Source organism: Streptomyces sp. NPDC006476 (genome assembly GCF_040612015.1).
Taxonomy (GTDB): domain Bacteria; phylum Actinomycetota; class Actinomycetes; order Streptomycetales; family Streptomycetaceae; genus Streptomyces; species Streptomyces griseorubiginosus_B.
The window spans coordinates 1-17,438 of the sequence record NZ_JBEXPK010000116.1 but is presented as its reverse complement, the minus strand read 5'-3'; the positions used below and the strand labels follow the sequence as shown (position 1 = coordinate 17,438).

General features: G+C 68.5%; 21 protein-coding genes and 3 pseudogenes. 16 read left to right on the top strand and 8 right to left on the bottom strand.

Translation table 11 applies throughout. The annotated features are described in order from the left end of the window. A pseudogene (locus tag ABZZ74_RS49045) lies at positions 1-170 on the bottom strand (carotenoid oxygenase family protein); the annotation flags it as partial. Between the two features lie 106 nt (positions 171-276). Between ABZZ74_RS49045 and ABZZ74_RS49040 the strand changes: the two are divergent. The 12 genes and pseudogenes from ABZZ74_RS49040 to ABZZ74_RS48985 all read left to right on the top strand — a co-directional run bounded on the left by ABZZ74_RS49040 (position 277) and on the right by ABZZ74_RS48985 (position 7,557). Further along, positions 277-666: a hypothetical protein gene (locus ABZZ74_RS49040; RefSeq protein WP_356950625.1), complete on the top strand. Its 390-nt coding sequence runs from the start codon at positions 277-279 to the stop codon at positions 664-666. Positions 667-810: 144 nt separating this feature from the next. Continuing rightward, positions 811-1,014, top strand: a pseudogene (locus tag ABZZ74_RS49035) (DUF6087 family protein); the annotation flags it as partial. Between the two features lie 112 nt (positions 1,015-1,126). After that, positions 1,127-1,354, top strand: coding sequence for a hypothetical protein (locus ABZZ74_RS49030; RefSeq protein ID WP_356950624.1), 228 nt, complete (start codon positions 1,127-1,129; stop codon positions 1,352-1,354). A 558-nt stretch (positions 1,355-1,912) separates the two neighbouring features. Further along, entirely contained in the window at positions 1,913-2,560 is a 648-nt protein-coding gene (locus tag ABZZ74_RS49025) for an NUDIX domain-containing protein (RefSeq protein WP_356950623.1), read from the top strand. Beyond that, the gene (locus tag ABZZ74_RS49020; protein ID WP_356950622.1) at positions 2,493-3,209 is read left to right on the top strand and encodes an NUDIX domain-containing protein; all 717 of its coding nucleotides are present in this window, start codon (positions 2,493-2,495) and stop codon (positions 3,207-3,209) included. Before ABZZ74_RS49025 ends, ABZZ74_RS49020 begins: the two co-directional genes overlap by 68 nt. A 48-nt stretch (positions 3,210-3,257) precedes the next feature. Next, positions 3,258-3,392 carry a hypothetical protein gene (locus ABZZ74_RS49015; RefSeq protein ID WP_356950621.1) on the top strand — a complete coding sequence of 45 codons (135 nt, stop codon included), beginning with the start codon at positions 3,258-3,260 and terminating at the stop codon, positions 3,390-3,392. Positions 3,393-3,457: 65 nt separating this feature from the next. Next, positions 3,458-3,877, top strand: coding sequence for a class I SAM-dependent methyltransferase (locus ABZZ74_RS49010; RefSeq protein WP_356950620.1), 420 nt, complete (start codon positions 3,458-3,460; stop codon positions 3,875-3,877). After that, entirely contained in the window at positions 3,829-5,814 is a 1,986-nt protein-coding gene (gene fxlM / locus ABZZ74_RS49005; RefSeq protein WP_356950619.1) for a methyltransferase, FxLD system, read from the top strand. The genes ABZZ74_RS49010 and fxlM overlap by 49 nt, the downstream gene beginning before the upstream one ends. A 153-nt stretch (positions 5,815-5,967) precedes the next feature. After that, positions 5,968-6,330 carry a MazG-like family protein gene (locus tag ABZZ74_RS49000; protein ID WP_356950618.1) on the top strand — a complete coding sequence of 121 codons (363 nt, stop codon included), beginning with the start codon at positions 5,968-5,970 and terminating at the stop codon, positions 6,328-6,330. A gap of 34 nt (positions 6,331-6,364) precedes the next feature. Next, the gene (locus ABZZ74_RS48995; protein WP_356950617.1) at positions 6,365-6,604 is read left to right on the top strand and encodes a hypothetical protein; all 240 of its coding nucleotides are present in this window, start codon (positions 6,365-6,367) and stop codon (positions 6,602-6,604) included. A 112-nt stretch (positions 6,605-6,716) separates the two neighbouring features. Next, positions 6,717-7,253 carry a hypothetical protein gene (locus ABZZ74_RS48990; protein ID WP_356950616.1) on the top strand — a complete coding sequence of 179 codons (537 nt, stop codon included), beginning with the start codon at positions 6,717-6,719 and terminating at the stop codon, positions 7,251-7,253. Beyond that, positions 7,225-7,557, top strand: coding sequence for a DUF6207 family protein (locus ABZZ74_RS48985; protein WP_356950615.1), 333 nt, complete (start codon positions 7,225-7,227; stop codon positions 7,555-7,557). Before ABZZ74_RS48990 ends, ABZZ74_RS48985 begins: the two co-directional genes overlap by 29 nt. A gap of 127 nt (positions 7,558-7,684) precedes the next feature. On the opposite strand, the pseudogene ABZZ74_RS48980 reads toward ABZZ74_RS48985, so the two are convergent. Then, positions 7,685-7,990, bottom strand: a pseudogene (locus ABZZ74_RS48980) (SOS response-associated peptidase family protein); the annotation flags it as partial. 300 nt (positions 7,991-8,290) lie between these two features. On the opposite strand from ABZZ74_RS48980, the gene ABZZ74_RS48975 reads away from it, so the two are divergent. Next, positions 8,291-8,590, top strand: a complete 300-nt coding sequence (locus tag ABZZ74_RS48975) for a hypothetical protein (protein ID WP_356950614.1) — start codon at positions 8,291-8,293, stop codon at positions 8,588-8,590. Positions 8,591-8,734: 144 nt separating this feature from the next. Continuing rightward, complete coding sequence (locus ABZZ74_RS48970; protein WP_356950613.1) at positions 8,735-9,154, top strand: transposase; 420 nt, start codon at positions 8,735-8,737, stop codon at positions 9,152-9,154. A gap of 60 nt (positions 9,155-9,214) precedes the next feature. On the opposite strand, the gene ABZZ74_RS48965 is transcribed toward ABZZ74_RS48970, so the two are convergent. Both ABZZ74_RS48965 and ABZZ74_RS48960 read right to left on the bottom strand, forming a co-directional pair. Beyond that, entirely contained in the window at positions 9,215-11,506 is a 2,292-nt protein-coding gene (locus tag ABZZ74_RS48965; RefSeq protein WP_356950612.1) for a tetratricopeptide repeat protein, read from the bottom strand. Positions 11,507-11,959: 453 nt separating this feature from the next. Then, positions 11,960-12,967 (bottom strand): winged helix-turn-helix domain-containing protein, encoded by a 1,008-nt coding sequence (locus ABZZ74_RS48960; RefSeq protein WP_356950611.1) that lies wholly within the window; start codon positions 12,965-12,967, stop codon positions 11,960-11,962. Positions 12,968-13,075: 108 nt separating this feature from the next. On the opposite strand from ABZZ74_RS48960, the gene ABZZ74_RS48955 reads away from it, so the two are divergent. Beyond that, the gene (locus tag ABZZ74_RS48955; RefSeq protein ID WP_356950610.1) at positions 13,076-13,594 is read left to right on the top strand and encodes a peptidoglycan-binding domain-containing protein; all 519 of its coding nucleotides are present in this window, start codon (positions 13,076-13,078) and stop codon (positions 13,592-13,594) included. A 263-nt stretch (positions 13,595-13,857) separates the two neighbouring features. Here the strand turns inward: ABZZ74_RS48955 and ABZZ74_RS48950 are convergent, their stop codons facing one another. From ABZZ74_RS48950 to ABZZ74_RS48940, 3 genes are all read right to left on the bottom strand, one after another. After that, complete coding sequence (locus tag ABZZ74_RS48950) at positions 13,858-14,256, bottom strand: leucine zipper domain-containing protein (protein ID WP_356950609.1); 399 nt, start codon at positions 14,254-14,256, stop codon at positions 13,858-13,860. A gap of 123 nt (positions 14,257-14,379) precedes the next feature. Next, a complete protein-coding gene (locus ABZZ74_RS48945; protein ID WP_356950608.1) occupies positions 14,380-14,559 on the bottom strand; it encodes a hypothetical protein in 180 nt (59 codons plus the stop codon). 521 nt (positions 14,560-15,080) lie between these two features. Beyond that, entirely contained in the window at positions 15,081-15,245 is a 165-nt protein-coding gene (locus ABZZ74_RS48940) for a helix-turn-helix transcriptional regulator (RefSeq protein WP_356950607.1), read from the bottom strand. 266 nt (positions 15,246-15,511) lie between these two features. On the opposite strand from ABZZ74_RS48940, the gene ABZZ74_RS48935 reads away from it, so the two are divergent. Continuing rightward, positions 15,512-16,390 carry an alpha/beta hydrolase gene (locus ABZZ74_RS48935; RefSeq protein WP_356950606.1) on the top strand — a complete coding sequence of 293 codons (879 nt, stop codon included), beginning with the start codon at positions 15,512-15,514 and terminating at the stop codon, positions 16,388-16,390. Positions 16,391-16,467: 77 nt separating this feature from the next. Here the strand turns inward: ABZZ74_RS48935 and ABZZ74_RS48930 are convergent, their stop codons facing one another. Continuing rightward, positions 16,468-17,232, bottom strand: a complete 765-nt coding sequence (locus tag ABZZ74_RS48930; RefSeq protein WP_356950605.1) for a transposase family protein — start codon at positions 17,230-17,232, stop codon at positions 16,468-16,470. Positions 17,233-17,438 lie beyond the last annotated feature (206 nt).

Sequence of the window (17,438 nt, the reverse complement as noted above, 5' to 3'; positions counted from 1 at the left end):
CAGCCCGCGTCGGGGATCCAGCTGCCGTGGAAGCCGAGGGGGACCCGGGCCGCCAGGTGAACGGTGGCCACGGGACCCGCGGTGACGTCCTGGGCGGACAGGATGACCAGGTCCGTGGCGGAGCGCTCGGGGTTGTGCGCGAACGCCAGCACATGACCGTCGTCCGCGGCCATCGCCACCCTGTCCGGCTGGCTCTACTCCTCCGAACTCGCCCGGCTCACCGTGGAAGAGGATGGCACGGCCCGCGGCCGACTCCTCGGCGGGCACGTTTCCTTCATGATCGCCCGCTCCCAACTGCCGCCCCCGCTCGGCCTGCTGCCGGACATCGACGACGGCCAGGAACGCACCACCGGGCTCGCCGCGGATGCTCTGGACGACTGGACCACGCGCTTCGTCGCCCAGCTCGCGGCCCCCCACGCGCAGCGCCTCACCCTCAACCGGGACGGCCGCACCGAACACCTCCTGATCGACGTGGACGCCGGCACCTGGGCCGCCGTCGTGCAGGACGGCGACACTTGGACCGCCCGTCAGGGCGGACCCGCTCGCCTGTGGGACGACGTCGAGGAGACCGTCACCCAATGGCGTGCCGACGGCGCCCCTGGACTCGACCGCTTCGAGGTCACCGTCACCCCAGAGAAGCAGACCGTCTCCTGGTCTAGGGTCTGACGGCAAACGAGCACCAGGAGGCGCGGACGATGCCGGAAGAGGAGCCCCCGCACGAGTGGGCCGCCCGACGCGACCGGCGTCGAGCGGCGGAACGGGAGATCACCGGCACCCGCCGGGGCCGTCCCCCCCGCCGACGGAGCCCGCGCCTCCCACGTCGCCCCCAACGCCCCGCGCGCCCTGATGGAGTGGGACGGGCAGACATGGGTGACGGTCGCCGAGGCCCCGAACGCGGACGCTGCCCGGGAGTTCCTCGGCCATGTACCCGCGCCTGCGCCCGAGAACAGGCCGGACGTCCAGCCGGCTCCGCCTGGTCTCGGCCCCGGCCGAGGACGTCACAGGAAGTCTTGACCGGCCCGTACCAAAGGCGCCCGTCCGTGATGCCCGGGACAGGAGCCACTCCACATGCGACGACAACCCTTGCCCCCTGCCGCGGCGCGCCACCACACCCAGAGGAACTGCTGTGCCCGCACCGCACGACATCGCAGCCGAGGCCGAACTGGGTGCCTTGGACACCGTCGTCTGCGACATGGGCGGCGTGATCATCAGGTTCGATACCGGCGTCGCACAGCAGATCGAAGACCGACACGGTCTGGACACCGGATCGCTCCCTGATGCGGCGTTGAAGTCTCCTTCTGGCCGACAGGCCATGGCCAGCGAGATGACGCACAACACTGGAAGCAGGCCGTGATGCCGACCAGATGCTTGCCCTCCAGCCCGGGGCACCCGAGGGGGCTCGGCGTTTCGGCCAAGATCGTTCTAGTCTCGAACCGGGCCGGGCAAGGGTCGTTGCATCCCACACGTCCGGCCGCCCCCGCACCTTGGCGGAAGTGAGCGCGTCTTAAAAACGTGCGTTCGAAGAGCCCTCCGCATCGTTGAACCAGACGCACTCGAACTATCACGCGACAAGAGCAGGAGGAGCCGTTGACCCCACGAGCGCCGAGGAGGAGCAATGACCGCTCGCAGTACCGGGCTCTCGTACTGCCCTGTCCCAGCAGCGAGCTCCTGCTCGCGGTCCGGACAACCGTCACGCCAACTCGTTCGGCTCTTTCCCCGCAGCTGCCAGGCCTGTGTGCTCCGCGGACCTCCCGAGTGACCGGAAGCATGAGTTCGTCCATCACACGCGCCCGTACCTGTTTCCTGACCCGCAAGAGGTGCTGACATGCCACCCGCCCGATCCGACATCAGCGCTCTCGTGCAGATATACCTCAAGCGCCATCCCTCCGAACACGTCGCGGTGGAGCCCTTGTTGACGCTGCTCGAAGGGGCGCAGGAACCGACGAGCCGCGCACGGATGCCCGCGCACATCACGTGCAGTGCCGTGGTGATCGACCAGGATCGGCGTGTGCTGCACACCCTTCACAGGGCGAGCGGCCTGGTCCTCGTCCCCGGCGGTCATCCCGAGCCGAGGGATCGCACGTTGCTCGCCGCGGCGGTGCGCGAGGTGGGCGAGGAGACCGGGATCAAGGCAAGCGATCTGTGCCTCACCCCGCAGCTTCTCGGAATCCCGATCGACATTGACTTCCACGACATCGAGGCCCGCCCGGACACAGGAGAACCGCCGCACCGGCACTACGACGTACGGTTCGCCTTCTACCTGGTCGGGGAGCATCCCGAGCTCGTTCTGCAGGATGCGCAGGTCGCAGGAGCCGAGTGGCACCACTTCGACGCGGTCAGCTCCCCGACACTGCGCGCCAAGCTGCTGGATTCGGGGCTCGACGGCCGGCCGGAGGCGGTGAACGCCTCTGCGCTGATCTTCGACGACGCCGGCCGCTATCTGCTTCATCTGCGCGACCCTGCCGGACATTTGGGAGCCAGGGGCATTTGCCTTGCTCGGCGGCGGCAGCGAGCCGGAGGACGAGACGCTCGAAGACACGGTCCGGCGCGAACTCACTGAGGAAGTCCCGGATCTTGTCATCCCGCACCTCGAACCCTTCGCCGTGGAGAGGGCCACCGGCAGCGACGGACTATGCGTGCTGATCCAGGTGTTCGCCGGCCGCTGGAACGGCGACCCCGACCGTCTGCGCCTCACCGAGGGCGTCTTGCTGCGCTGGTTCCCGCCCGAGATGCTGCACCGGCTGCGTCTGAGCCCGGCAACACGCGCCCTGCTGCTCCGGCACGCGGCACAGCGCTCCGTCCTCCTCGGCCAAGACCCCCGCTCCGAGCGGTGCAACGACTCCGAGCAAGGCCCTCCCGACGCCGACCACGCGCCCGTGGATGCCACCGTTCCGGGGCCGCGCACGGGAGGAGTTCCGCGTCTGGCAGTTCCGGCCGATGCGGGCGAGATCGCCCGTCTGCGGTCCGAACTCATCTTGTCCGAGCCGCTGGACAGGGACTGGCTGTCCATCTGCCGCGATCACCTCCGCGCGCGCCTTGTCCCGGGCGGGGACGCCCGGGCCTACGTCGTCGACGCCCCGGAGGGCGGGCTCGCCTCCTGTGCTCTCGCCCTTGTCGATGCCGCGCTCCCCGCTCCCCGGTACCCCAAGGGGCTGGCCGCGCGGATCCAAGCCGTCGCCACCGTTCCCGACCACCGCCGCCGCGGCTAGGCCAAGGCCGCGCTGACCGCGCTGCTCGCGCATCTGGAAGGGGACGGCGTGACGCTCTACGAGCTGCACGCCTCCGACGAGTCCGCCCCGCTGTACGCCGCCCTTGGTTTCACCAGGGACCCGGCCCTGATCCGGATGACCCGGATCCCGTCCTCAGCTCACACAGCCGCGCACGGGACCTGACCGGCACCGAATCCGAGCACCACAGCGACAGCCGATCACCGCACCACACGACGAGGAGCAGCTACGTGGCTTATGTCCGCCGGGACCAGTGCGACCAGCACTATGCGCAGGACCGGGGCTTTCGCCGGGTCGGTCAGGCCGAGAGGGCTCTGCTGGCCGAGCACGTTCCCGCGCCGGCCAACGGTCGGGCGCTGGACGCGGGTTGTGGAACCGGGGAATTGGCCGCCTACCTGGGCGAACTCGGCTACCTCGTCGATGCCGTCGACTTCGCCGACAGCGCTCTGGCCCGGGCCCGGGCCGAGCGGGCGGGCGCGGTCGGCGTGCGCTGGCTGTGTCTGGACGTCGGCCACGACGACCCGGCCGAGCTGAGCGAGGACGGATACGACCTGATCACCCTGCGCCTGGTGTATCCTTCTTCGGCGACCGGCAGCGGGTCATGCACACGCTCGCCGGGCGGCTGCGCCCGGGCGGCGCGATCGTGGTGATCACTCCCCTGGCTGTCGGCAGCCCGGCCGACCGGCGCGACATCGCGCTGGACGAGGACGAGATCCGGGTGCTCACCGAGAGGTGGCAGACCGTGGAGCGGTTCGACGCCGACGGCCTGGCGGTGATCGTGCTGCGCGACGCTCTACGGGAGTTCACCGCGGTGGAGAAGGAGGGGGCGCCATCGGCTCAGGCGGTCGCCGGCGCGTGCATGGTGGTCACCGACGCCTTCGGACGGGTGCTGCTCGGGCGCTCATGCGACGGTATGTGGGAGCTCCCCGGAGGCGGCGTGGAGCCGGGCGAGTCCCTCCCCACGGCGGCCGTGCGCGAGCTGGCCGAGGAGGCCGGGCTCAGCTGCCGTGTCAAGGACGCCCATCTGATGGCCATTCTCCAGGACGACCGGGGCCTCCTGCGGCGGCTGTCCGGTGTCGTGCGCGCCGTCGCCTGGTCTGGTGAACCGGCCGTCCCCAAACAGGAGCGCCACCGGTTCGAGCGGTGGGAGTGGCATGATCTGCACGCGCTGGCCGCTCTCGGCCCGATCTTCTCGCCATCCGCCCAGGCGCTGAATCTCGTGTGGCCGGGCGTGATGCCCGGTCTGCCGCCCGTGCATGCCTACCCGGTGGCCGGCCAGCGACCGCCGGTCGACGGCGAACCGCCGCAGGCTGCGCGGTTGCGGCACACGATGACGGAACAGATCCTCCGGCGCGGGTACAGCCTGTCGGCACCGGTCCTCGAAGCGCTGCGGAGCGTGCCCCGCCACCGGTACGCGCCCGAGGTCTCCTTGGAGACGGCGTACGACGACGACCTCGCCGTCGTCACCCTCAGGAACGAGGAGGGGCGGGCGGTCAGCAGTGTCTCCGCCTCGTGGTTGCAGGGCATCATGATCGACGGTCTGCGCCCGCAGCCCGGGATGACGAAGCTGGAGGTCGGCTCGGGCGGCTTCAACGCCGAGCTCCTCGCCCACGTCGTCGGCCGGCGCGGGAGCGTGGTCACGGTCGACCTCGACCCGTACGTGGTGCACCGTACCCAGCAGTTGACGGCCGAGGCCGGCAGCGGCCGCGTCACCGCGATCCTCGGCGACGGTGCCCTCGGCGCACCGGACCACGTCCCCGCGGACGGCTTCGATGGCATTGTGGTCACGTACAACGTGTGGGACCTCTCACCCGCGTGGCGCGAGCAGCTCGCCGAGGACGGCTACCTCGTCCTGCCGCTGGAAATGCACGGCTACACCCGTGCGATCGCTCTGCGAAAGCGAGGGAGCGTGCTGGAGGCGGGCCCCGGCGATTGGACGTTCTGCGGGTTCATCCGCGACCGGGGATCCGCCGCCCGCACCACCCCCACCGTCGATCTGCCCGGCGGGCTCCACCTGCGATTCGAGGACGGGCTCCCCGCAGACACCGCCGACCTGGACCAGTCGGTGCGAGGGCTTCGCTACGAACTCGGCACGGGCGTTTGTGTGGCCGGCGGCGAGTCGTTCGAGACCCTGCAACTGCTCCTGGCCACCACCCTGGACGGGTTCTGCCGACTCGCGGTGGACGGCGAGCACGACGGCGGCCTGGCGTCCGTGCCGCGCGGCGCGGAAGCGGCCGCCCTGGTGAGTGAGGAATCTCTGGCGTACCTGACCCACGTCCTGGTCAAGGACGGTGACACCCCCGCCGAGCGGCGCAGCGAGTTCATCGTCCACGCCTTCGGCCCCGCTGGCGAGGGCCTCGCCCAGCAGATGGCCGCTCGGGTCCGCGATTGGGACAGCACGGTCCGTGCCGCGGGCTACCCCCACCTGACCGTGCACCCAGCCGACACGGCAGACCAGGAGCTGCCCGACGGCCATGTGCTGGACAAGGCGGATTCCCGGCTCGTCTTCCGCTGGCCCGCCCTGGACAGCAGTGCCCCGGTCACTACAACAGCGGGGGACCTAACGAGGGCCGCAGACTGCCGGTGATCGTGTGGATCACCCTCATGGCGGTCACGCACTGCCTCCACGCCAACGGCCCAAGCCATCAGCACCACCGACCTCCCCCGCGAACAGCCGTTCGCTGCCGTACTCGACCCATTCCGCGCCCCGACCCGAACTCCCTGAAGGAGACACCACACCGTGCACGGCACTGTCTGGGACACCATCCACCGACTGGCCCGCCGCTTCAACGAACACGACACCGCGCTCGGCCTGGACCAAGACGAGCAGTGGAGCCTGCAAGTCCTCAAGATCGCAGAGGAGACAGGGGAAGCCTCCCAGGCGGTCATCGGCGCCCGCGGCACCAACCCCCGCAAAGGGACCGCTCCATGGGAGGACGCTTATGCGGAAGTAGCGGATGTGGCCATCACGGCCCTGGTCTCCCTGGCCCGCATGCGCCCTGACGACGCCGCGGAGTACCTCGAGCGGCATCTGGCCGCCAAGTCGGCGAAGTTCCTTCTCTCCGATCCCGCGTCAGTCCCGGCCCCGGCGGAGCCGGCATGAGCCACTCCTCCATACCTCCTCATCCTCGGCGCCGGTGGCCACCAAGGACACGGTCCACCGGGACCTCATGCTGTTCAACAACGGGCTGGCGGTCGGGGTGCTGGGCGGCGCGGTCACGTCCGTAGCGCTGCCGAGCCTGGCCCTGATCACGCTGAGGGCGACGCCGCTGGAGATGAGCGTGCTCTACGCCGCCCAGCGGTTCCCGCCCGCGGTGACGACCCTGTTGGGCGGGGCGCTGGTCGACCGGCACCGCAAACTCGTCTTGCTGAACTGAGTAGCTGTTGTCATTCCGAATCTGAGGGCGGTGTTTTCGCTGGTCAGGCATAGGGCCGGTGAATCGGTGGGAGTGGTGGCGTGTTGTGTCGTCGCTCCCCGGGAGGTTGTGGATGCCGTCGGTCGTCGGACTGCTGGAAGAGCACGAGCTCGCTGCTCGTCGTCGGGTCGACGGGTTGCGTGAGGAAGCCGATCGCATCCAGGCCGAGTTGGTCGCGGCCGAGCAGGAATGGCAGGAGTGGGTGATCGCTCGCAGGCGAGTGGGCACGGTCTTGGCTCCGGACGGCGGCGGCATCGCTGATGAGAAGGCCGCGCCCGTCCCGCGGGACGCGGACGTGCGCTCGGCGCCCGAACAGGCGGCGAAGGCGAAGTCGCAGGTGCCGGTGTGGCGTGAGGGACTGGCCTGGTCGGTGCTGTCGGTGGACTATCAGCGCATCCTTGAGGCCCTGGCGGACCGGCACCGGCTCCATCAAGGGCCGCTGACCTGCCAGGAGTTGGCCACCTTGTTCGGCCTGGACGCGGTGCCGGCCAAGGTGGAGGCGCTGCGGTCGAAGGCGAAACGCCTGGTCGCGCGGGGCTGGTTGGCCGAGCGACAGCCGGGCCGCTTCACCCTCGCCCAGGGTGTGGCCGGGCAAGGCGGCGCGTCATGAGCAGGGTCATCGACCAGTAGACCATCGCTTCGGCGCTGGTGGTGCGGCGCTCGAAGTCGCGTGCCAGGCGGCGGGTGCGCAATCTTCGCCACCGGGCCTGCTCGTCATCGACGTGGCAGGCCTCGACGATGCCACCGTGCTCGCCTTCCATGCGGCGATCGCACGCATCTGGGCAACTACGCCCGCCGAGCTCACCACCCGGGATGCCGGACAGCCAGGTGTGCGACTGCGGATGTATGCCGACCTGCGCCAGGTCTCCGACGAACGCATCGCACCAGAGCGGGCGCGCGGGAGCACAGAGTGAGGCTGCCTCCGTCGCTACGGGGGAAAGCGACGGAGGCAGCCTTGCGTCCACCGTGCCACAACCGACCCCAACACGCTCGTTGTCTGCGCGAACTCGCCTGCACCGCGGAACGCAAGGGTCGTGGGTGTTATGCGGAGTGATCGTCGAGGAGGTGGGGCCCGTTGTTGCGGACGTTGTTAACGGCGGTGGAGACGGGCCGGGCCTGAAGGTGGCCTTCGGCCGGCTGGCCGAGCAGGGCCCGCAGCTCGTCAGGATCCTGGTGCTCGGGGTCGAGCCAGGCATCGTAGTGATCGGGCGTGAGGGCGAGCGGCATGCGCGGATGCACGCGGCCGGCCGCGTCGGTGGCCTCGGTGGTGATGATGGTGCAGGTCATCAGCCAGGCGGCCGGGTCGTCATCCTGCTGGACGGCCGGGTCACGCCAGTACTCGTACAGCTGATGAGAAACTTTGAAAACGGTTCTGGCCGTGATTCCGTGAATCCCCTGGTCGTCGTGCGACTGCGGGAACGTTTCTCGTGGGGATTGCCCAGGCATGGGGGCCGTGGCGATCGAGGATGTGCTGTTTCCCGGGATCGATGTGCGTGTCACCGCGGTGCACGTCACCGCGGCGAGAGTCGCTGTCGAGGCGTCGTCGTGCGGGCAACCACCAGTCTGTCCGGACTGTGGCTGGCCGGGACGTCGCGTGCACTCACGGTCCGTGGCCGGGTAGCTGAACGCCCTGTGATGGGGCGGACGTTGGCGATCGGGCTGAGCGTGCGCCGGTTCTTCTGTGAGCGGGCCTCGTGCCAGCGGCGGACGTTCGTCGAGCAGGTCCCGGATCTGAGCGAGCGGTACCGTCGCAACAGCGTCGGCCTGCGGCGATGGATGCAAGCCATCGCAACGTTCCTGGGCGGCCGTCCCGGTGAACGCCTCTGCCGGGTCCTCCAGTTACCCACCGGCCGTACCCACCTGCTTGGGCTGCTCACGGCCCCGGTGGTGCCCGAACAGGCGCCTCGGGTGTTGGGAGTCGACGAGTTCGCCTTCCGCAAGGGCTGACGTTATGGCACTGTCCTGGTCGACATCGGCCTGGGTGGTGGACGTCCTGCCCGACCGGGACGCGGCGACCTTCGCTACCTGGCTGCGCGAACACCCGGCGCGGAGATCATCTGCAGGGATCGGGCCAGCGCCTACTCCAGCACCGTGCGCCAAGCAGTGCCAAGCAGCGCCCGCGGAGCCGTCCCCAGCCCACGCAAGATCACCACGTGGATCATGCTGGCTCGCGGCGCTCTGAAGCCCCGTGAGGTGGAGCAACTCCTGAAAGTACGGCTGGCATGCCCCGACATCACCCGGGCTTGCGATCTTGCCCGCGCTTTCCATGACCTGTTCCAACAGCGGCGCGGCAAACAGCTACTGGAGTGGGTACGCCAGGCTGAACACACCGCGCCGGGCCCCATCCTGTCCCTGTGCCTCGACCTCGATGCCGTCACCGCCGGCCTCACTCTCCAGCGGAGCTCGGGCATCGTCGAAGGCCACGTCAATCGCATCAAGACGATCAAGCGGGCCATGTACGACCGAGCCTCGTTCCGCCTCCTGCGCACCCGCATCCTGCTGCGATCATGACCCCGAATTCGCGCAATCGCGGCCAGAACCAAATACGAGACCGTCGACAACTGTCCGCCATCACCAATCGGCGAGCCTCATCCACGAGTCGCGATAGGGCTGTTCCGAGCCATCGCCTTGTCCGGTCAATTGAGAGAGGCAACTGCGGCAGTCCAATACGAGGCCGTGGTCGGAGCCCAACGCTTCGGAGAAATGGTCCAGCAGTGAGTCGAACCGGGTGATCGCAGCTTCCATATCTCCGCATGCCCGGGTCCACAGGGCCGCCTCGAAGCGAGCGTTGAGTATCACCGGATGCACGGCGGGAGTACCGTCGCGCCCGTCGGCGATCACGGCTTCGGCGATCCGCAGGGCCTGTTGAGGTTGCCCGGCCTGGCCGGTCGCGTGTGCCAGGCCGGTGCGCGCCGCGAGGGTGAGTAGATGCTGGGCACCGAGGATACGGGCGTGGTCGGCTGCGACGCTCTCGAAGAGGGGCAGGCCGTGCTCGACGTCCCCCGCGATCAGCGTCCAGTAGGCGAGATTGCGCCGCACATCCAGGATCAGCTCCGCTGGGCCCAGCCCCTTTTCCACGAGGTGGTCGTCCAAGGCCTCCCAGAGGCGTACCGCGCCGTCGGCATCGCCGTCGTAGCCGGTCCAGACAGCGACCTCGAATCGGCAGGACATCGTCGTCAGGTGGTCCTCTCCCAGGAGGCGGATACCGTCGGCCTCCGCCTCTCGTGCCAGCTGAAGTGCCAGGGCCGTATCACCGGCCTGCCCTGTTGACCGCGCGACGACGATACGCGGAGTCAGTGCCTCGCCGGGACTGAGCACAGCACTGTCGGCGACCGCCTGCCGGGCGATCTCAAGCGCCTCGGAGTGCCGGCCGGCCAGACCGGTCATGAACGCCAACTGCTCTGTCAGCCCGACGAGTTGCGCCGACCCGACGTTCGCCGTGCCGGCGCGGGCGACGGCAATGGCCGATCGGAGTGTGTCTATCGCGGTGTCCAAGTCGCCCCTGACCAGGCCCTGGCACGTCGCGACACCTATCGCCGCCATCACATGTCCCCCGTTGACGGCCGCGACGAAAGCGGCCTCTGCGTGATCCCACTGCTGATACCAGTCGTAGGCAGCCCAACCGAGGTACGCAGCTTCCGCCGGCTCCGCCTGGCCGATCAGCTCCTGCCAGGTCTCCCCGGGGATGGGCGCCGCGGTCGGGTCGGCATCGACGACGTCGGGAAGGTAGTCGAAAGCCACGTAATGATCAGGGCCGTCGGGCATCAGCAGGCCCGTGGTGGCGTACACGGCCTGCGTGGCCCAGGCGAGGGCTTGCTCCCAGGACTCCGGCCGCAGCCGGGCACCGCCGCGTTGGCGCAGGTAATGCTCGTGCAGGCTGCGAAGAGCCGCAGGTGTCAGGCCACGGTAGAACCCTGCCCGCCGGGCGTCGACAGCCGCGGCGACGATGGCGGCCCCGCGCGGATGAGTGCTGGGCGCCCACCCGTCCTGCCAGGCCGCGAGCAGTTTAGGTCCGGCCGCTAGGTACTCGGCCAGTCCGAACTGGTCGCAGTGCTCCAGCGCAGCGGCAACGCGCGGATCATCGGCGAACGCCCGCGCCCGCTCCACCTCGGCAGGGGTCCAGGTCCGGTCGATCCGGAACTCGGTCGCACGGTCCAGAACCTCGCGCTGCTCCCGGGCCATCTCGGCGCTTGTGGGATCGCCGGACATGCCGTCGGTGAGGAAATGGGCACGCTCCTGCGCCCGCATGGTAGCGAGGACCACGACATGTCGGGTGCCATCACCGAGAAGCCTCTCCAGCAGATGCGCCGTCAGCCCGTAGCTGCCCAGATACTTTTGAAGGTCATCCAGCCAGACGACACAGCGCCGTTCCCCCTGAACGACTTCCACCGCCGCGCGGAGTCCCGGCCGGTTCCGGGGGCGGATGAACGCGTGATCGGGCAGGCACGCGCGCATCGCTTCGAAGGCAGCACGAGACTTCCCCGCTGTGGACTCACCAACGACCACGACGAAGCCTCCACGCTGTACGGCTCTTTCCAGTTCCGGGCTTCGGTCCCTGCGGACGAAGGAAGGTGTACAGGCCGGGGACGGATCGCCGGATTCGTCGGATTCGATGGACGCGGCAGCGTAGACGCCAACGCGGACAGGATCGGCAATCTCCCAGACACGGCGCCCGCCCTGGTCGTGGAAGAACAGTTCATCGGCGAGCCGACGGGACTGCTGGGCATCAGTGTCGAGCCTGCTGGTGGCCCGGGTCGACAACACGCCGACAACCACACCAACACCCGCGACCAGCACAGAACCTGCCGTACCTGGCCAGACATCCGCCACAGCCGAAAGCACGGCGGCGATCACCGCCGCCACGACCACGAGCCCCCAGCCCCCGATACGCAGCCATCGTGAACGGGCTCTCCTCATCGCGCCCCCCATGACCTACCTAGCGCCGAAAACCATCCTGATCGTGGAGTGGTTTCCCTCCATGGAGTATGAAGACTGCCGACGAGATGAACACCCCAGTTACCAGCATGACGCTTCACGGAATCGCGGCCAGAACCTTGAAAACGGCCAGGGCTGCTCGTCGCCCCACTCGGTCCGGCGTTCAACGAACTGGGGAGCTTCAGCGAGCGCACCCGCAGGTTGTCGACCGGGCCGCCCGCTCGTGGAGTGTGAGGCACCGACGGAAGTCCGTAGCCAGGGTGAATTCCCCAGTTGGTGCTGATCGTTTCCCACATTCACGTAGATCGTTTCCACCCGCGGAGAAGCGGCGAACCCTCGGCAGTTGACCTCGGCCATCAAGATCACCGAAAGAGCCAAAGGTCAGGCCGGGGGCACGCCTTGGTTTTGTCCGCTGCTCCGCAGCAGCGCGGCGCCCGTGGGAGTCAGTGTGTGCAGGACGGCTGGGCCGTGGCGCTGGCTGACGAGGAGACCCGCGTCGCGCAGGACGGTCGTGTGACGGGTGGCGGACGCCGCGGAGACGCCCGCAGCGCGGGCGAGTTCGCTGGTCGTGGCGCCAGTCGCAGTTGCCTGGAGAATGACGGAGCGTGTCGCGCCGAGGAGCGCGGAGAGCGGGGCCGACGGCTCTTGAGCATGGGCATCGTCCGTGCGGGGGGCGGCGTGGCGCAAGGGGTACGCGAGGACGGGCGGCAGGCCGGAGTCAGCCAGCGACACCGGGCCGCCCCAGCAGAAGTACGAGGGTACGAGCGTAAGGCCGCGCCCCTGTAAGTACAGATCACGGTCCTCGGCGTAGTCGACCTCCAGCATGGGACACCGCCAGCGCACGTGCGGCCCGAACCCCGCCAGAAGCCTGTCGGTGCCGCCGTCGAGCAGGGCTCTGGCGCGGAGGGAGCGATCGGCGTCGACGTATGCCTGTATGCGATCGCTGTTGGGAAGGATGGCGACGTCGTAGTAAGCCCGGACCGTTCGGACGAACTCGCGGCGCGCTTCGTCGTCGGCCAATTGCCGAGCCCAGGCAGGAGCACCACTCACCCGGTCCAGGATGGCCAGTTCATGCAGCACCCGTCGGCGCGGGGTTCCGAGAATCGCGTCCAGGCCGGCGTCCAGGCCTTCAGACGCTTCACCGGGCGTGAGGAAATCCGGGAAATAGGTGCCCACCGGATAGAGGGGCAGCAACACATTGCGGACGGTGGGTGCAAGGCCCTTGCCGTGCAGAGCCGCGCGAGCGGTCCGATGCCAGTCGGCATACGACCACAGACCTCGCCGGCGCTGGAAGCGGATCAAGCTGAAGAAGATTTCCCAGAGCGGATCCGGTCTGGACGCAACACGGACGCGCGCGAGATCGGCATCCGTGAAGTGGATGCGAAGCATTCAATTCCTGTTTGTGTGCAGGGCTTTTACGCTCAGGCGCAAGAGCGTACCGATGCTGCGGGGGTCATGACAAGGTGCACCGCATCTGCTTCAACAGGGAGGGACACAGTGGGGAACTCATCCGTTTCCGGCACATGGGCACGACGGATCGCAGTCACCGTAGCGGCAACCATACTGGCAGGAGCGGGCCTGGCGTCTTCGGCGCAGGCAAGCGTGGCCCAGGGCGGCGTGTACGGCACCGGTGTGGTCACGGACGACTGGGGGGACGAAGGCCCGCTCTCCATGTCGAGCAACTCGCACAACAGCGTGGTAGGCCTCTGGCAAGCCATCCTGGCAGCTGACCTGTACCTGCCGCCGGAAGATATCGACTGCTATTTCGGAGAACAGACCGCGGCAGCAACGAGGCTGTGGCAGAAGAACCACGGCCTCGACGATGACGGGATCGTCGGCCCACTGACGTTCGGCAAAGCCGACAACTCCCTCTACTGGGTCGGCTCAGAGATCCGTTACAGCGGAAGCCACCTCACCCTGTACAGCATGCACAGGACGAGCTCCGGCCGGTGGTATGCCAACGGCGGCGGCAGCACGGTCTACTTCTCGTACACCAACGCCGACTTCTGCGGCTGAGCCCGAGCAGACGGGCCCCGGCCACCACCTGAAAGTGGCCGCCGGGGGCCCACCGCCCGTACGTGGAACCATGACCGCCACCCACCTGGGGGAGACACTATGCGCACACGCATCCACCGCTTGGCCCTCGTCTGCAGCACCGCCGTGCTGGCCGCAGGGGGCTTCTCACCGGCGCTCCCAGGGCGAACGCTGCGGCGGCCGAGGACAACTGCCCCCCTTGGCCCACGGTCAGCCTCGGCGATGCGGTTCGCCAGGTGCAGTGCTCATAAACGACCGCGGCTGGCGGGTGGTTGCCCTTTCAGCGCGGTGTGTCCGCGGTGGTGATTGTAGGTGTGGAGCCAGTCGGGGAAGGCGTCGCGTCGTTCGGTCTCTGAGCGGTAGGGGTGGGCGTAGGCCCACTCGTCGAGCAGGGTGCGATTGAAGCGGATGATCCGGCGTTCGGCGCGTGTCGGGGTCCGGCGGGGGCTGGAGCACGGTCGGCTGGAGCGGTCGGCCATGCCTGCCTCGCCGTACTGGCGGTAGCGGTCAGCCCACCGCTGGGCCGTGGTCTGTGAGACCTGGAAGCGTTCGGCGACCCGGCGCAGGGGCCAGCCGTCCTCGACCACGCAGCGGGCAAGACGCAGTCGGCCGGTCTCGGTCAGGGGTGCACTACGGTGGGGCACGAGGGCCTTTCTGTTGCTGGGCGTGAATGTCGCAATCCACACCGAGCCAGAAGGCCCTCACCCATTTCAAGATCGATCAGCCGTGACCCCTGTCACCGTCCACAACCTCCCGGGACAGAACACCTAGCACGCGTGGGGGAAGTCCAAGTAGCCGTCGCCGTTGTCGTCGTAGGGGACGACGTCGAGCTTGCCGTCGACCATCCATCCGTACGTGGAGGTGCCGGCGATGCGGACATACCACCACCAGTTGCCGTAGTCGTTGAATTCGGTGCATTGGAGCCAGACCTTCGTTCCGCTGCTCACACTGGTGACAGTCCCGCATTCCGCGTACGGGGCTACTTTGAGATTGGCTGTGGTGTTCATGTACGCGTAGCCCTCGTGGTTGGACACAGCCGGGGGCGTGCACGAAACCGCGGTCGCAGCGCTCGCTGCCGGGGCCACCATCACCGGGGCCGGCACAGCCAGGGCCAGAGCCAGGGTTGCCAGGATCCTTCGGGCAGACTTTCGTGTCGTGCGTATCACGTAGACCTCCTGTGAGTCGTGGACGTTGCGAGTGTGCTGCACCGCCCAGCAGCGCTGCTGCGCACCTTGTCAATTCGCACCCGGCATCGACATACCTTTGCGGCAGGGTGTAAAGCCCCTGATCAATGGCGGGAATTGAATGCTCCGGAGCTCAGCAGCGACCCCGTGCCGCCCACGGCCCGTACTCCGAACTGTTCCGGTACTCGCGGGGCACCGACGACAGTCCAGGTCCAGCGCTGATTCCGCAGTCGACGCACATCACTTCCCGCGCTCACGGAGATCGTTTCCAGGATGAGCCCGGTTCAGGGACGGCGGCCGGGCCGCAAGTCGGCGTCCAGGGCCGCTTCCAGGCTGGCGATGGTCAGCAAATTGGGCCAGGTGGCGCCGGTCAGGACGTTAGCGATCGCCTGCCGGCTGACCCCGGAGGCGGCCGCGAGGCAGTTGGCAATGAGGCCGCGTTCACGCATGGCGGCGGGCGAGGGTCTGCGCGACGCGGGCGCCGTGATTCCCGGCCAGGGCCGCATCGGGCCACTGGCCGTCGAGGACGAAGGCGCGCCACTCGCAGTGAGCCGTTTCCAACCTCGTGGTGAGGATGGCTGGTTGGTCACGGAGAGCTGTACGACGAAGTAAAGCTCCTGGTAGAGGGTTTCACGGCCAAGATCACCCGTCGTGCACCAGGACTATCCGTGCTTGTCTACCCGTCCGGGATCGACCTGTCCTGTAGGTTCCTGCGATGACCTTGATCAGGAAGCAAGGCCTTGCGTCCATGAAGGACGGGGCGCAGATCTCCTGGACAGCGCTGGGCGACACCACCGACACCACCCGCAGGGCGCCCGTGGTCATGCTCCACGGCGGCCCCGGTGTGCGGGACTACCTCGGCGATGTCGCTCCCATGCTCGCGGACCTCGCGCCGGTGTACTGCTACGACCAGCGCGGCACAGGCGGATCTCCGTGGGAGGGCCGCCATTCGTTCGCGCTCCACGTCGGTGATCTCGCCGAGCTGCTCAACCAGTGGGGCGCGGCACGGGCCGTGCTCGTCGGACACTCCTACGGCACAAACCTGGCTAGCCGCTTCTGCCTGGCCCACCCCGACCGGGTGGCCGCGCTGCTGCTGATGTGCGGTCCGTTCGTCGGCGACTGGCGAAGCGGCGACCAGGCGGAACGCGACCGCCGGATGTCCCCGGCCCAGCAGATGCGACTACGCCTGCTGGAGCAGCTGCCGGACCGCACGGTGGAGCAGGAGACGGAGCTGCTCACCTTGGCGTGGTTCACCGACCACGCGGACCCTGAGCGCGGATGGCAGTGGGCTTCGCAGGGTGCGCGACAGCGTCGCCCCGTCAATTGGGCCATGAACGCCGACCTCGGCAAGGAGGGACGTGCGGACCCGCTCGACGCGCACCTGGACCGACTGCGCAGCTGCCTGCCGGCCCACGTGGAGATTCTTGGCGGCGTCCACGACCCCCGCCCCCTGTCGGCCCTGGAAACACTGGCGAGCCAGCTAGAGGTCCCGCTCACGCGGATCGAGGACGCTGGCCACGAACCCTGGCTGGAGCAGCCCGCCACCGTGCGCCGGCGCCTTCGGGAGTTCGTCCGGGCTGCCGTCACGCCGTAGTTCCCGGCCGCGTTCTGCGCCGTCGGGCGTACCCGATCCGCGTGAGTGCCGTATGAGTCGTTGAGCCATTTCCGGCCTCAGCGTGACGCGGCGAGGTGAAGGGCGAGGACTGCTGGGACGATGCTGGTGATGCGGGTTGTGCTGCAGCGCAGTTTCCGCAGGAGACGCCAGGCCTTGAGGGTGGCATTGGCCTGCTCTCCGACTGCGCGGATCTTGGCGTGAGAGGAGTTGACCGCGCGCTTGCCCGCAGACAGGCGGCTCCAGCGTCCTCGGTAGGGGACGCGGATCGTGCCGCGGGCACCTTGGTAGCCCTTGTCCGCCCAGGTCCGGACGCCGGCCTGGGTGAGGGCGTCGATGATGCCGTGGGTACGGGCGGCCTTGATGTCGTGGACGGCGCCCGGCAGAGCGGCTGAGGCCCAGAGCAGGCGACCGAACGGGTCGGCGATGACCTGGACGTTCATGCCGTGGCGCTTGTACTTGCCGGAATAGTAGGGGCGGTCGGCGGCGATGCGGTCGATGGACAGCAGGGTGCCGTCCAGGATGACGAACGCCTTGGTCTGCGCTGTGCGCACGGCGTCGGCGAGGGTAGGTGCCAGCGCGGCGAGGATGTCTACTGCCTCGCGGACGTAGCGGTACACCGTGGCGATGCCGACGCCGAACCCGGCGGCGAGTTGGGCGTAGGTGTCGCCACAGCGCAGGTGCGCAAGGGTGAGCAGGGCCTGGCGTCCGGCGGTGAGTCGGCGCCACCGACTGCCGATCCGCTTGCGGTGGACCGATAGGTGGCGGGCCAGGTAGCGCAGACTCGAACTGGACAGATCCATCGCGGATGGATAGACAAGCACACGAAGCTCCTGGCACGGATGGGTGATCTTGGTCGTGAACCCGTCTACCAGGAGCTTCACTACGTCGTACAGCCCTTCGCCATCATCAACCAGTCAGCCACCCGACCAAGTTGTAGGGTCGGGGGCTGGCGCGGTGGCAGAGTGCTTCCGCTCCGTTTCCAGCCCCCGCCGCTTCGAACCGTGCATGCGGTTCTCCCGCACACGGC